The organism is uncultured Clostridium sp., from assembly GCF_934754925.1.
In the GTDB taxonomy this organism is placed as follows: Bacteria; Bacillota; Clostridia; order Clostridiales; family Clostridiaceae; genus Clostridium.
The window spans coordinates 1-14,380 of sequence record NZ_CAKVJA010000018.1; the positions used below are offsets into that span (position 1 = coordinate 1).

A 14,380-nucleotide genomic window follows, 5' to 3' on the forward strand; every position below is an offset into this window, starting at 1 on the left:
TGGCTCCGCGAAGAGGACTCGAACCTCCAGCCTATCGGTTAACAGCCGAGTGCTCCACCATTGAGCTATCGCGGAATATTATTTGCAACAATGAAATTTAAAGTGGCTCCGCGAAGAGGACTCGAACCTCCAGCCTATCGGTTAACAGCCGAGTGCTCCACCATTGAGCTATCGCGGAATGTCATTGCATAATTTATTATATCAGCTTTTATATAAAATGCAACCCTTTTTTTCTTTTTTTTTAATTTTTTTATTTTTAAAGATAAAATTACATTGTAAAACCCTAAAAATAACTTATTTAAACAACAAAAAAACCACCCTTAGGTGGTTTTTTAAATTAGTTTTGTGGTTTCATTGTTGGGAATAATATAACGTCTCTTATTGATGCTGAATCAGTTAAGAACATTATTAATCTATCTATTCCTATTCCTAATCCACCTGTTGGTGGCATACCTGTTTCTAATGCGCTCATGAACTCTTCATCTATCATGTAAGCTTCATCATCTCCAAGTTCTCTTTCTTTTTCTTGTTGAGCGAATCTTTCTCTTTGAACGATTGGATCATTTAATTCAGAATATGCATTACATAATTCTCTACCAAATACGAATCCTTCAAATCTTTCAGTAAACATTTCATCGCCTCTCTTTTTCTTTGTAAGAGGTGAAATTTCTACTGGGTAATCTATAATAAATGTTGGTTGAATCATATGCTCTTCACAGAATTCTTCATATAACGCATTTAACACTTCACCTTTAGTTACTGTATTTAATGGTTTTGGGAACTCTAAATGTTTTTCCTTAGCAATAGCCTGAGCTTCTTCATTAGATTTAATTTCTTTGAAATCTACTCCAGCATATTCCTTAACAGCATCAACCATAGTTATTCTTCTCCATGGTGGCATGAAGTCAATTTCAGTTCCTTGATAAGTAACCTTAGTAGTTCCATTAACTTTCTTACATACTTCAGCTACCATATTTTCAGTTAATTCCATCATATCATTATAATCAGCAAATGCTTGATATAATTCTATCATAGTAAACTCTGGATTATGTCTTACTGACATACCTTCATTTCTGAAAGTTCTTCCTAATTCATAAACTTTTTCAAATCCAGCAACAATACATCTCTTTAAGTATAATTCTGGAGCTATTCTTAAATACATATCTAAATCTAACGTATTGTGATGTGTTATAAACGGTCTAGCAGAAGCTCCACCAGCTATAGTAGCAAGCATTGGAGTTTCAACTTCTAAGAATCCTCTATTATCTAAGAATTCTCTTATTCCTTTTATTATTTGACTTCTCTTCATGAAAGTAGTTTTAACTTCTGGGTTAGTTATTATATCTACTTCTCTTTGTCTGTATCTTAAATCAGGATCTTTTAATCCATGCCACTTTTCTGGAAGTGGCTTTAAAGACTTACATATTAACTCTAAAGTTTTTGCTTTAACAGAAATTTCTCCTGTTTTAGTTTTGAATACTTCACCAGTACAAGCAACCCAATCACCTAAATCATTAGTCTTGTATTGTTTTAAAGCTTCTTCTCCAACTTCATCAATCTTTATGAATAATTGAATTTTACCATCTCTATCATGTATATCAGAGAAAACAACTTTTCCTTGTCCTCTCTTAGACATAATTCTACCAGCAACAGTAACTTCTTTACCTTCTAAAGTTTCAAAGTTATCTTTAACTTGTTGTGAACTATGTGTTCTATTAACTTTATATACATCAAAAGGATCTTTTCCCTCTTGTTGTAATTGAACTAGTTTCTCTCTTCTTAATCTTTCTTGTTCATTGAATTGCGATTCTAGTTCTTGCATGTTCATTTCTTCAGTTGACATTCACTATACCTCCAATTAGTCTCTTCTTATTTCTAAGACCTCAAACTTACTTACTCCACTTGGAACTGCAACTTCTACTACATCTCCAACTTTCTTTCCTATTAACGCACTACCTACTGGTGATTCATTTGATATTTTAAAATTCATTGGATCTGCTTCTGCTGAACCAACTATTGTATATTCAACTTCTTCATCAAATTCGTAATCCATAACCTTAACTATTGACCCCACTGAAACCTTATCTTTAGGAATTTCACTTTCATCAACAACTACAGCATTTTTTAACATGTTCTCTAATTGAATTATTCTTCCTTCAGTAAAAGCTTGGTCGTTTTTAGCTTCATCATACTCAGAATTTTCACTTAAATCCCCATATCCTAAAGCTACTTTTATTTTTTCTGTAATTTCTTTTCTTTTTACAGTTTTTAAGTATTCTAATTCCTCTTCAAGTTTTTTAACACCTTCGTAAGTCATTATAAATTTTTTTGATTGACTCATATCTTTCTCCCCTTCAAAGCTTAACCGTATTCGTATATTAAATACAAAAGCTTAGTAATCTTAAAATCATTTTAAATATTATAAATCAGGCTATTTCATCTGTCAATAAAATAACTAACTATTTTAAACACTTCTATATTATTATAAATAGTGATAATAAATAATATATTCTATAAACATAAATGTATTAATTCAGCCTTATAATTTTGTAATGTATTAATCACTTCTTGTGTTGTAGATAAACTATTTACTACATTTCTAATTTCGCTACTTTTAGGCAATCCTTTGAGATACCAGGCTGTATGCTTTCTCATTTCCCTAACAGCTTTAAACTCACCATCATATTTAATTGCCAGTTCATAATGCCTTAAGCACATATTAATCTTTTCTTCTGCACTAATAGGTAATACTTCTTTACCACTTAGTACTCTTTCTATTTGATTAAATATCCATGGATTTCCCATACTTCCTCTTGCAATCATTATTGCATCACAATTAGTTACTTCTTTCATTCTCAAAGCATCTTCTGGTGTAAATACATCTCCATTGCCTATAACAGGAATCGAAACAGCTTTCTTTACTTTACCTATTATATCCCAATCAGCCTTACCTTCATACATTTGCTTTTTAGTTCTTCCATGAATAGCAATTGCATCTGCTCCTGAATACTCCATAATCTTGGCAAATTCTATTGCATTAATATTATCATCATCATATCCTTTTCTAAATTTAACTGTAACTGGCTTATTTGAAACTTTCTTTATTTCGCTTACTATTTCCCCAGCCAATTTATGATTTAACATTAATGCCGATCCTTCTCCATTTTTTGTTATCTTAGGTGCTGGACATCCCATATTAATGTCTAAAATACATATATCATTTATTTTGTTAAAATGATTTTGTACTACATCAGCCATTATCTTAGGATCATTTCCAAAAATCTGAGCGGCTACTGGTTTTTCTTCATCAGCTATTCTTAGAAGTGCTTGCGTATTTTCACTACCATAATATAATGCTTTTGCACTTACCATTTCAGTATACACTAATCCGCATCCCATTTCCTTACATAAACCTCTAAAAGAAATATCAGTAACTCCTGCCATAGGTGCTAAGAAAACACTTTTTTCAAAATTAAGGTTTCCTATTTTCATTTATTTACTCCTTATTTTTATCATATATTATTCTTAACCCCTCTAATGTTAAGCTAGAATCAACTTTATCTATTACATCTGTCGACCTTGCTATTAAGTTAGCTAATCCTCCGGTTGCAATTACATATGGGTTTTCAAGTCCCATTTCAACCATTTCGCTTTTTATTTTATTAACTATATATTCTACTTGCCCTATATATCCATACAATATACCAGCTTGCATACTTGAAACTGTATTTTTACATATTATACTTTTTGGTAATTCTAATTCTACCCTAGGTAGTTTTGCCGCTCTTTCAAATAATGCATCTGAAGATATTCTTACACCTGGACAAATACATCCACCTAAATAATTACCACCTTCAGTAACTGCACAATAAGTAGTCGCTGTACCAAAATCAATAATTATTACATCTCTTCTATATATTTCATGAGCAGCCACTGCATTTACTATTCTATCTGCTCCTACTTCCTTCGGATTATCATATTTAATATTTATACCTGTTTTTACTCCTGGTCCAACAACTATAGGATCTATATTAAAACTCTTTTTCATCATATTCTCTAAAGAATGCATTATATTAGGTACAACAGAAGATATTATTATTCCTTTAACTTCTTTTGGATTTAAATCATTTTGATTAAATAATTGTATCATTTGTATCCCATATTCATCTGAAGTTTTTTTGGAATCTGTAGAAATTCTCCAACCAGCTATATAATCATTATCTTTATAAACTCCTATAACTATATTGGTATTCCCTACATCTACCAGTAGAATCATAAACGCACCACCTTAACATAATTAAAGCAGCCCTAAAGCTGCCTTTATCGTAATATTAAACAGTAATTAAAACTAATACTTTAATTTTAACAATTACATATTATTTGTCAAGTGTTGTAAATTTTAAAAATTAAAATAATCCTACAATCTCTCCATTTTCTAGAATATCCATTCTATTAGCTGCAGGAACTTTTGGTAATCCTGGCATTGTCATTATATCTCCAGTTAGAACAACTATAAATCCTGCACCATTTGATACTCTTACTTCCTTAACTGTTATATCAAAATTCTCTGGTCTTCCTAATAATGCTGGATTATCTGATAACGAATATTGGGTTTTAGCCATACAAATAGGTAATTTATCTAATTCAAATTTCTCAAGCTCTGCAATTTGTCTATTGGCTGCTGGTGTATATAAAACATTTTTTGCTCCGTATATTTCCTTGGCAATAGTTAAAATTTTACTCTTAATTGTATCCTTCTCATCATATAATACTTTAAAATTAGACTCTTCATTATCTAATACTTCATTTACTATATTAGCTAATTCTAATCCTCCTTCTCCACCCTTAGCCCAGACATCACTTAAAGCCACTTTTACTTCTAACTTATTACAGAAATCTTTAATAAATTGTATTTCTTCATCTGAATCTGTTACAAACTTATTAATAGCAACTACAACTGGTACATTATACTTCTTCATATTTTCTATTTGTTTCTCTAAATTAACTATTCCCTTAGCCAATGCCTCTACATTTGGAGTATTTAAATCTTCCTTTTTAACCCCTCCATGATGCTTTAATGCTCTCATCGTAGCAACAATAACTATACAATTTGGAGTTAAATTGCCATATCTACATTTTATATCTAAGAATTTTTCTGCTCCTAAATCAGCACCAAATCCTCCTTCAGTAACAACAATATCTCCTAATTTTAATGCCATCTTCGTTGCAACTATAGAATTACACCCATGAGCAATATTTGCAAATGGGCCTCCATGTATTATGGCTGGTGTATTCTCTAAAGTTTGAACTAGATTAGGCTTAATAGCATCTTTCATTAATAATGCCATAGCTCCTTGAATCTCTAATTGCCTTGCATATACCGGATTTCCATCTAAATCATATGCAATTAATATATTACCCATTCTTTCTTTTAAATCCGATAGACTTGTAGCTAAGCAAAGAATTGCCATTATTTCAGAAGCAACAGTTATCATGAATCCATCTTCTCTTAAGAATCCATTAACTTTTCCTCCCATACCTACAACTATGTTTCTTAAGGCTCTATCATTCATATCCATGACTCTTTTAAATATAATTCTTCTCGAATCTATTCTAAGAACATTTCCCTGATGAATATGATTATCTATAGCAGCACATAATAAGTTATTTGCTGTAGTAATAGCATGCATATCTCCAGTAAAATGTAAGTTTATATCTTCCATTGGAACAACTTGCGCATAACCTCCTCCTGCTGCTCCTCCTTTTACACCAAATACCGGTCCTAAAGACGGTTCTCTTAAAGCTATTACAGCTTTTTTACCTGTTTTACATAAAGCTTGCCCTAACCCTACTGTAACTGTAGATTTTCCTTCTCCAGCTGGTGTAGGATTTATTGCTGTAACAAGAACTAATTTTCCATCCTTCTTATCATCATTATTATTTAATACATCTAAGGAAATTTTACACTTATATTTCCCGTAAAGTTCTATATTATCCTCACTCAAGTTTAACTTCTCTGCAATTTTAACTATAGGTTCCATTTTTGCCTCTTGTGCTATTTGAATATCACTTTTCATATAATAAACCTCCTTAATTTTCGAATTTTAAATATATATAATTATATCACCATAAATTTCTTTTTTAAACACATTGCGAATATTTTTATTTTTATATTATATATATTTCGTTTTATGTGCGGTATAATAATTCTGTTTAATATTATTATTTTCGCCCTTTTTATAAAAAAACAAAAAAAATAGCCTTTCGGCTATTTTTTAATTTGCATCAAATATCATTTCGAATTCTTTACCATCAATTTTTTCTTTATCTAATAATTCTTTTGCTACTGCATGAAGCTTATTTATATTTGTCTTTAAAAGCTCTTCAGCTCTTTCATAGGCTACTTCAATAAACTTTTTAACTTCTTTATCTATTTCAGCACCAATTTCCTCACTAAAGTTTCTTCCCCTACCAAGATCTCTACCTAAAAATACTTCATTATTATCAGACCCGTATGAAATAGTTCCAATTTTATCACTCATTCCATACTCCATAACCATAGCTCTAGCTATTGAACTTGCTCTATCAATATCATTTTTAGCACCAGTACTTATATCTCCTAAAATTAATTTTTCAGCAACTCTTCCACCTAAAAGACCTACCATTTCATCTTGTAACTTTTCTTTAGAAGTATAAGCTCTATCTTCTGTAGGTAAATGCATAGTGTAACCACCAGCCATACCTCTTGGTATAATGCTTATTTCATGAACTGGATCTGAATGTTTTAAACACTTCATTACCACTGCATGACCTGCCTCATGATAAGCTGTAAGCTTTCTGTCATGCTCACTAATAGTTCTACTCTTCTTTTCTGGTCCGGCAATAACTCTAGTTATTGCTTCTTCAAACTCTTCCATTCCTATAGCTTTCTTATTTTTTCTAACAGCTAAAAGTGCAGCTTCATTTGCTAAGTTTTCTAGATCAGCTCCACTAAATCCTGGAGTTCTCTTGGCTAAAACTTCTAAACTTACATCAATTTCTAAAGGTTTCTTATGTGTATGAACTTGTAATACAGCTTCTCTTCCCTTTCTATCTGGTCTTTGAACAACTATTTGTCTATCAAATCTACCAGGTCTTAATAAAGCTGGATCAAGTATGTCTGGTCTATTGGTAGCAGCTATCATTATTATACCTTCATTTGCTCCAAACCCATCCATCTCAACTAACAATTGATTAAGTGTTTGCTCTCTTTCATCATGACCTCCACCAAGGCCAGCACCTCTTTGTCTACCTACAGCATCAATTTCATCTATAAATATTAAAGCAGGTGAATTTTTCTTTGCTTGCTCAAACAAATCCCTAACTCTTGATGCACCCACACCAACAAACATTTCAACAAAGTCAGAACCCGAAATACTAAAGAATGGAACCCCTGCTTCTCCTGCAATAGCTTTTGCAAGTAAAGTTTTACCTGTTCCAGGAGGACCTACTAATAAAACACCCTTTGGTATTCTAGCACCCATTTCTGTGTATCTAGATGGCGCCTTTAAGAAATCAACAATTTCTTCTAGCTCTGCTTTTTCCTCATCGGCTCCAGCTACATCATCAAAGGTTACTCTTTTTGCGTCTGGTGACATCATTTTTGCTCTACTTTTTCCAAAATTCATTACTCCCTTTCCACTACTACCACCTTGGGATTGTTGTGTAAAGAAGAAAATAAATACTAAAAACAGTATTATTATTAAAACACTAGGTATTACACTAAGCCATACACTGTTGTTAGATGGTGCAACATACTCTATCTTAACATCATTTTTTGCATATTGACTATTTAGCATTTCCACCATAGAATCCGGTGCATATACTGTAAAGTTTTTATCATCTCTTGTTTGCCCTGTTACAATCATCTTATCAGGGTCTACTCTTATACTTTCAATTTCGTTGTTTATCCATTTTTGTTGGAAGTCACTAAATACTATTCTATCAGAACTACTTTCTCCCCTTAAAAGAAATGATGCAGCAAAAAATAATAATATTATAGCTATTATCCATACAGTAGCACTTGAATACTTCTTCATTCAAGGCCCCCCTTTCTTTGTATATTTATTATTTAAATATTAATTTAAATTATTTTTCATAAACTTCTCTTTTTAATATTCCTACAAAAGGTAAGTTTCTATACTTTTCGGCATAGTCAAGTCCATATCCAACTAAAAATTCATCTGGAGCTTCAAACCCAATATATTTACAATCTATATCTACTTTTCTTCTAGATGGCTTAGTTAATAGTGATACTATTTCAACTGAATTAGCCTTTCTACCCCTTAGATAATTTAATAAATAGTCTAATGTAACTCCACTATCAACTATGTCTTCTATTATAATAATATCTTTACCTGAAACTTCATGATCTAAATCCTTAAGTATTCTAACTATACCAGTAGTCTCTGATGAAGTACCATAACTAGATACTGCCATAAAGTCAATTTCACAAGGTATTGATATATTTTTAATTAAGTCTGCAGCAAATATTACAGAACCTTTTAACACTCCAACTACTAATAAGTCCTTTCCTTTGTAGTCACTACTAATTCTTCCTGCTAATTCCTTTGTCTTAGCATTAATAACCTCTTCACTAAATAATATCTCTTTTATGTCTTGTAACATATCCTTATTCCTTTCTATCAATTGTTATTTTTAATATTTTTTTTGTATCTTTTGTTATTCTAAATAATTGTGATGTCTTATATCCAATAATCCATGAGATTTTATCATCAAAACATAAGATAGGAATATTATTTCTATTTTCCCTTGGTATTTTTAAATCAATAAAAATATCCTTAAGCTTTTTACTTCCATTCATACCTAACGGTACAATTTTATCTCCATCTCTTCTGTATCTAATTATAATCTCTTTTTCTATATTATCATAATCAAATAACTTTATTAAGCTATTTTTAGGAAATTCTGCCTTATTTTTATTTTCAATTATTTCAAAATTTATGACATAATTATCAAAAGTAATTTTGTTGTTAATTTCCTCCTTTTTTATTCTAATTTCATAATCTTCGCATACCTTTTCTTTATTTGTATCCTCTTTAATAAAAATAATATCACCATATAAATTTTCACATATTATTTTATTAGTTAAATTTAACTTCTTCCCAGTACCCTTATTTGCTAAATTAACAATTTCATATATGTGTTTCATTTCAAAATTTTGATGAGAATTAGAAATTTCCTTAAACGCTCTTATTATAACCCTAGTTATAATTGAATCCATTTCTTCCTTAAATAACTTTTGTGATATTATCAATTTATTACCATAATTTTTACAATATATATTGTAACATTTTTGGGAATATTCTTCTATAAATTCGTTATCTTTTTGTAATAATATTGTCATCCTATTAATGGTATCAATTATATCCTTATTAAAATTCTCTTTCATATATGGCAATATATCTAATCTAATTTTATTTCTGCTATAAATTCTTTCATAATTACTAGCATCTATCCTAGGATTAAGTTTTTTTTCTTCACAATATTTCTCAATCTCTTGTCTACTTAAGCATAATATAGGTCTAATAATTCCATCATCTCTCTTTGCCTTTATACCAGTTAATCCTTCTAATCCTGTTCCTCTCATAACTCTCATCAATACAGTTTCCGCTTGATCATTAGCGTTATGAGCTACCGCAATTTTATTATATCCATATTTATTTCTTATTTCTTCAAAAGCTTTGTATCTTTCGTTTCTTCCAGCCACTTCTAAAGATACATTTGAATCTTTTGCAACATATTCTATATTTATTCTTTTTACATAATGATTTATTCCTAATTGATCACATAACTTAATTATATATTTTTCATCCTTATCAGATTCTTCTCCTCTTAACATATGATTTATATGAATGGCTCCTAACCTCAAATTAAATTTATCCTTTAATTCATATAATATATGTAATAAACAGACAGAATCTGGACCTCCTGATAAGGCAACTAATATTTGATCATCTTGTTGTATAAGTTCATTTTCTTTTATATAATCTATTACTTTATCTAACACCTGTATTCTCCTATTATTTTTAATATACCTCTATAATACATTTACATTTTTTTAATGTAAACACAATATGTATTAAGTTCATAATTAAATAAACCTTTTTAAATATTAAATAAAAGTGCTCCAATGGAGCACCTTTACAAAGTATTTCTTCACTAATTATTTCCTATATAATTTACTCAAGTATAATTTATTTTTATTTAACAAGAATAAAGTTTTGAAACAACTATAGTCATATCATCAAGTACTCTTCCATTACATTTTTTCTTAGCTAATTCTAAAATCTCTCTAGAAATTAACTCAGGATTATTTTGCTGTCCTTGTAAATAATTCACTATCCAAGAGTAATCTCCAATGTTTCCTTTATCCACATCTATCACTCCATCACTTATTGTTACTATTATGTCACCATTTTTTACTTTTTTCTTAATTGGTGTAATATTTATATCATCTACTATTCCGAAAGGTAAAGATGAACTATTAATAACTTCAACTTCAGTTCCTCTTTTAATAAAACTCATACTTGCTCCAACTTTAATAAATTCTATTTCCCCTGTATATAAATCTATAGAATTCATATCTAATGTAGTAAATTTTTCATCTTCACTAAACTTCATTCCCATTATAGAATTTACAGCATTAAGCATAGTAACCTCACTAAATCCACCTTCCATAAACTTCTCTATTAATTCTATTGCTGCTTCACTTTCTAAACCTGCTTCTGGTCCTGAACCCATACCATCACTAACTATAGTTACATATTCTCCCACTTTATTTTGTCCAAAACTATAACTATCTCCAGAGTATTTTTCTCCATCTTTAACATTAAATGATACATGTGAAACTACATTATATTTATAAGATTCCTCTATAGTAATTGAACATTGCCCTGTTTCTGGGTTAATTTTGCATCCATCTTCAGCTATGCTTAATGGAGTTCTTACTAATTCACTTATAACAGGAATAATTGACTTTCTACAATAATTTTCACCATCATGACTATCTACTTTTATCTTTATCTTTAAACGACCTTTTCTATCTGTATATGAATAAACATTTTCATATCTTATATGATTTTTTACTAATGTTTTTCTTAATAATTTATCTATTTCTAAGCAACTATCAACATTATTATTAAAATCTCCAAGTATACTAGAAACTGTAGTAGCCATATTATTTATTTGATTTGCAATAGCACTTCGCCCTTCTATAAGCCTAGATTTTAATGCTTCATTTACTGTATAAGTTGAAAATAACTCTTCTGCACTTTTTAATAATGTACTTCTTTTCACACATTTTAAATTTAAGTCTTTAGGTAAATATACCTTTTTACTTTCACAACTTAGCATAAGTTCTCCAAAATCAGAAAAAGTACTATGGAGTTCTCTTCCCCAACATTTATTATTCATTTCGCATTCTTGACATACTCTATCCGCTAAACTTTCAATCATTGCCGTTCCCTTATTTTTCATAAGTAATTTTTCATTACCTGATAAGCTTTCAATAGATGTTGCTACTGCAGTTAATGATCCTCTTAAAGCTTCTAATCTATCTACAAATTCTAATTTTATTCCTTCAACCTGAGCATCACTTATTATCTTACTCTTTTCTTCATTATTAAGTTCTCTTAATATTTCTTTAATATTTTTTTCAGGAATCAATAACATAATAATACCTGCTGCTGCAACTTCTATAATTGATTGAATTGTTATATTACCTGTATACGTTAATATCATAAATAATGATATTAAATAAGCTAAAATAGAAAATACCTTTCCAGTTTCCTTAAATACTCCTACAATTAAGCCACATATAGCGTACATTGAAGTTGAAATTAATAAATCATTATTAGCAATTCCTATTATTATTCCCATTGTTATACCTAATATTGCACCTGAGTTACTTCCAGAAGCATATGCTGTTGTAATAACCATGGCCAATGCTACTATAGTTCTTATTTCAACTCCAAATACGGTAAAATCACCTATTCCTGCTATAACTAAGCAACTTAATATAGCTATACTAATTAATTCTTCTGTAGAATAAAAATAATTAGTATTTATTTCTTGCATACATCCAATAGCATAATTAAGTATATAAAATACAGGTATTATAACTATTGCTTTAGTCAAAGAAAAAATTAAATTTATTTCAAAACTTTGCTCTCCAATTAATAAACCTAAAATCAAAGATGTTATAATAATAGTTAAAAATGCTATTCCATTCTTAAACTCTTTATTTAAAGCATTAAAAATAATTTTACATAATAATATTACTGTTGCTAAAGAAATATATAGTATAATATCTATTTTTTTGCTTCCTCCAGTTAAATAACCAACTAAAACTGCTGCAAAAATTAAAATTATCTTTTTTATATCACCTTTTTTGGCTATAGATAAAAAATATCCTATTCCAAATGGTGCTAAGTATAATCCTTCTACAAATCCAAATCCAACTCTACTAAGCATAGCTCCTGAAGCTATAGTTAATAGCACCCCAAGTATTCCCTTTTCAAAATTTAATTTCTTTTTTTCTTTTTCACTATCTACCCTTCTATAACTAGGCACCTCAATACCATAATCCATACTTATCATTCTCCTCATAAAATTCCTAATAAAATAATATCATTTTTATAATTAAACTTATGTCAATTAATGTTTGCTAACATTTTATTTCGTAAGACATCATTCCTTTTTTTTCCAACAAAAGTTTTAATATTTTCTTTTTAGAAACTTTAACTATTCTTTTTAAGTAAGAACATAAGTTTTTCTAGAGGTATTTTAAATAATTAGTTTGTACATTTTGTCGTAAAAGAAAAACAATTTTATATATTGCTTTAGTAATAAAACGAAAGTTTATTTAATATATTTATTTTTACGCAAAAAAAGAGATACAAATTACTTTGTATCTCTTTTGGTGCTGAAGACCGGAATCGAACCGGTACGGTATCGCTACCGCAGGATTTTAAGTCCTGTGCGTCTGCCTGTTCCGCCACTTCAGCGTATATGGTAGCGGAAATAGGACTTGAACCTACGACACCTCGGGTATGAACCGAGTGCTCTAGCCAGCTGAGCTATTCCGCCATGTTGGTTGCGGGGGCAGGACTTGAACCTACGACCTTCGGGTTATGAGCCCGACGAGCTGCCAACTGCTCCACCCCGCGTTATTAAGTTGAATTTAGTTTGGTGCTGAAGACCGGAATCGAACCGGTACGGTATCGCTACCGCAGGATTTTAAGTCCTGTGCGTCTGCCTGTTCCGCCACTTCAGCGTATTTTTTATCGCCGTCATCTGACGACAAAATTAATTATATATGATGAACATAATACTGTCAACATTTTTTTTGCTTTTTTTTATATTTTTTTATACCTTTTTATAAACCCTAGTAAAATAGCCACTTTCAGCCTTATTAATTTTGAGCTTTTCATATTAATTTTATTATTAAAAGCATTAAAATTAAAAAAAAGAAATAAAAAAAAGAGAATGATAAATTTAAATATATCATCTCTCTTATATATAAAACTATATTATGTCTAAAATCTAAAAACTTTTTCTTGATCTTGCTTTAAATTCTTGATGCTTTTTGAAGTCTTGTTGTCTTTCTTCACTATCTTTTAAGAATCTAGACATTATATCTTCAAAATTTGCTGGAGCAGCTTTTTTCTCAGTTTTCCATTCAATTTCTGCTGGCTTAACTGATTTTTTCTTAACATTAGCTTGCTTTATAGATAAGCTAATCTTTCCATTATCATCTATTGATATAACTTTTACCTTAACCTTATCTTGTTCATTAAGATGTTGTCTGATATCTTTAACAAAAGAATCTGCAACTTCTGAAATATGCACTAATCCTGTCTTACCTTCTATTTCTACGAAAGCTCCGAAGTTCGTAATATTTACCACTGTACCCTCTAATATGTTTCCTGCCATTAAGGTCATTTTACAAAGAATCCTCCTTAAAATTAAATAATCTATGTTACTAATAATAATAACCACATTAATAGAAATTTAAACTTAAACCAATACTATTCTGAACTGTTATCTGGAATAACTTGTTGCTCGCCTTCTTTTATCAGACCTAATCTTTCTCTTGCTAATTTTTCTAAATATTCATTATTACTCTGAGCTCTATCTAACTCTGCTTGCAACTTAATATTTTTTTCCTTCAACTCTTGTAATTCTTGAGTTTGAATAGCAATATCGTTCTTTATCCTTCTTAGTACAGTTAATTGCTTTACTAAGCATATACTAAAAACTCCTATAATTAAAACAACAATAATTCCCTTAAGGTTTATGTTTTTTTTCATAAATATAT

General features: G+C 29.8%; 11 protein-coding genes and 6 tRNA genes. All 17 read right to left on the reverse strand.

Annotation, left to right across the window (positions count from 1 at the left end; genetic code table 11):
• The 17 genes from Q0G30_RS07585 to Q0G30_RS07665 all read right to left on the reverse strand — a co-directional run bounded on the left by Q0G30_RS07585 (position 1) and on the right by Q0G30_RS07665 (position 14,372).
• Positions 1–75: transfer RNA gene (locus Q0G30_RS07585), tRNA-Asn, on the reverse strand.
• A gap of 28 nt (positions 76–103) precedes the next feature.
• Positions 104–178, reverse strand: a tRNA-Asn gene (locus Q0G30_RS07590).
• Between the two features lie 159 nt (positions 179–337).
• Positions 338–1,843 carry a lysine--tRNA ligase gene (lysS, locus tag Q0G30_RS07595; RefSeq protein ID WP_294388543.1) on the reverse strand — a complete coding sequence of 502 codons (1,506 nt, stop codon included), beginning with the start codon at positions 1,841–1,843 and terminating at the stop codon, positions 338–340.
• A 15-nt stretch (positions 1,844–1,858) separates the two neighbouring features.
• The gene (greA, locus tag Q0G30_RS07600) at positions 1,859–2,341 is read right to left on the reverse strand and encodes a transcription elongation factor GreA (protein ID WP_133017002.1); all 483 of its coding nucleotides are present in this window, start codon (positions 2,339–2,341) and stop codon (positions 1,859–1,861) included.
• Positions 2,342–2,511: 170 nt separating this feature from the next.
• Entirely contained in the window at positions 2,512–3,492 is a 981-nt protein-coding gene (gene dusB, locus Q0G30_RS07605; RefSeq protein ID WP_294388546.1) for a tRNA dihydrouridine synthase DusB, read from the reverse strand.
• 4 nt (positions 3,493–3,496) lie between these two features.
• Positions 3,497–4,276: a type III pantothenate kinase gene (locus Q0G30_RS07610; protein WP_294388548.1), complete on the reverse strand. Its 780-nt coding sequence runs from the start codon at positions 4,274–4,276 to the stop codon at positions 3,497–3,499.
• Between the two features lie 130 nt (positions 4,277–4,406).
• Positions 4,407–6,077, reverse strand: coding sequence for a formate--tetrahydrofolate ligase (locus tag Q0G30_RS07615; protein ID WP_294388551.1), 1,671 nt, complete (start codon positions 6,075–6,077; stop codon positions 4,407–4,409).
• A 198-nt stretch (positions 6,078–6,275) separates the two neighbouring features.
• Entirely contained in the window at positions 6,276–8,078 is a 1,803-nt protein-coding gene (ftsH, locus tag Q0G30_RS07620) for an ATP-dependent zinc metalloprotease FtsH (protein WP_294388553.1), read from the reverse strand.
• A gap of 49 nt (positions 8,079–8,127) precedes the next feature.
• The gene (gene hpt, locus Q0G30_RS07625; protein WP_294388556.1) at positions 8,128–8,667 is read right to left on the reverse strand and encodes a hypoxanthine phosphoribosyltransferase; all 540 of its coding nucleotides are present in this window, start codon (positions 8,665–8,667) and stop codon (positions 8,128–8,130) included.
• A gap of 4 nt (positions 8,668–8,671) precedes the next feature.
• Positions 8,672–10,069 carry a tRNA lysidine(34) synthetase TilS gene (gene tilS / locus Q0G30_RS07630; RefSeq protein ID WP_294388559.1) on the reverse strand — a complete coding sequence of 466 codons (1,398 nt, stop codon included), beginning with the start codon at positions 10,067–10,069 and terminating at the stop codon, positions 8,672–8,674.
• A gap of 197 nt (positions 10,070–10,266) precedes the next feature.
• Positions 10,267–12,651, reverse strand: coding sequence for a stage II sporulation protein E (gene spoIIE, locus Q0G30_RS07635; RefSeq protein WP_294388562.1), 2,385 nt, complete (start codon positions 12,649–12,651; stop codon positions 10,267–10,269).
• Between the two features lie 329 nt (positions 12,652–12,980).
• Positions 12,981–13,067 (reverse strand) — tRNA-Leu (locus Q0G30_RS07640).
• Positions 13,068–13,072: 5 nt separating this feature from the next.
• Positions 13,073–13,149: transfer RNA gene (locus Q0G30_RS07645), tRNA-Met, on the reverse strand.
• A 4-nt stretch (positions 13,150–13,153) separates the two neighbouring features.
• Positions 13,154–13,229, reverse strand: a tRNA-Met gene (locus Q0G30_RS07650).
• 20 nt (positions 13,230–13,249) lie between these two features.
• Positions 13,250–13,336: transfer RNA gene (locus Q0G30_RS07655), tRNA-Leu, on the reverse strand.
• A 269-nt stretch (positions 13,337–13,605) separates the two neighbouring features.
• Positions 13,606–14,004, reverse strand: a complete 399-nt coding sequence (locus tag Q0G30_RS07660) for a S1 domain-containing RNA-binding protein (RefSeq protein ID WP_133014606.1) — start codon at positions 14,002–14,004, stop codon at positions 13,606–13,608.
• Positions 14,005–14,090: 86 nt separating this feature from the next.
• Complete coding sequence (locus tag Q0G30_RS07665; protein ID WP_294388563.1) at positions 14,091–14,372, reverse strand: septum formation initiator family protein; 282 nt, start codon at positions 14,370–14,372, stop codon at positions 14,091–14,093.
• Positions 14,373–14,380 lie beyond the last annotated feature (8 nt).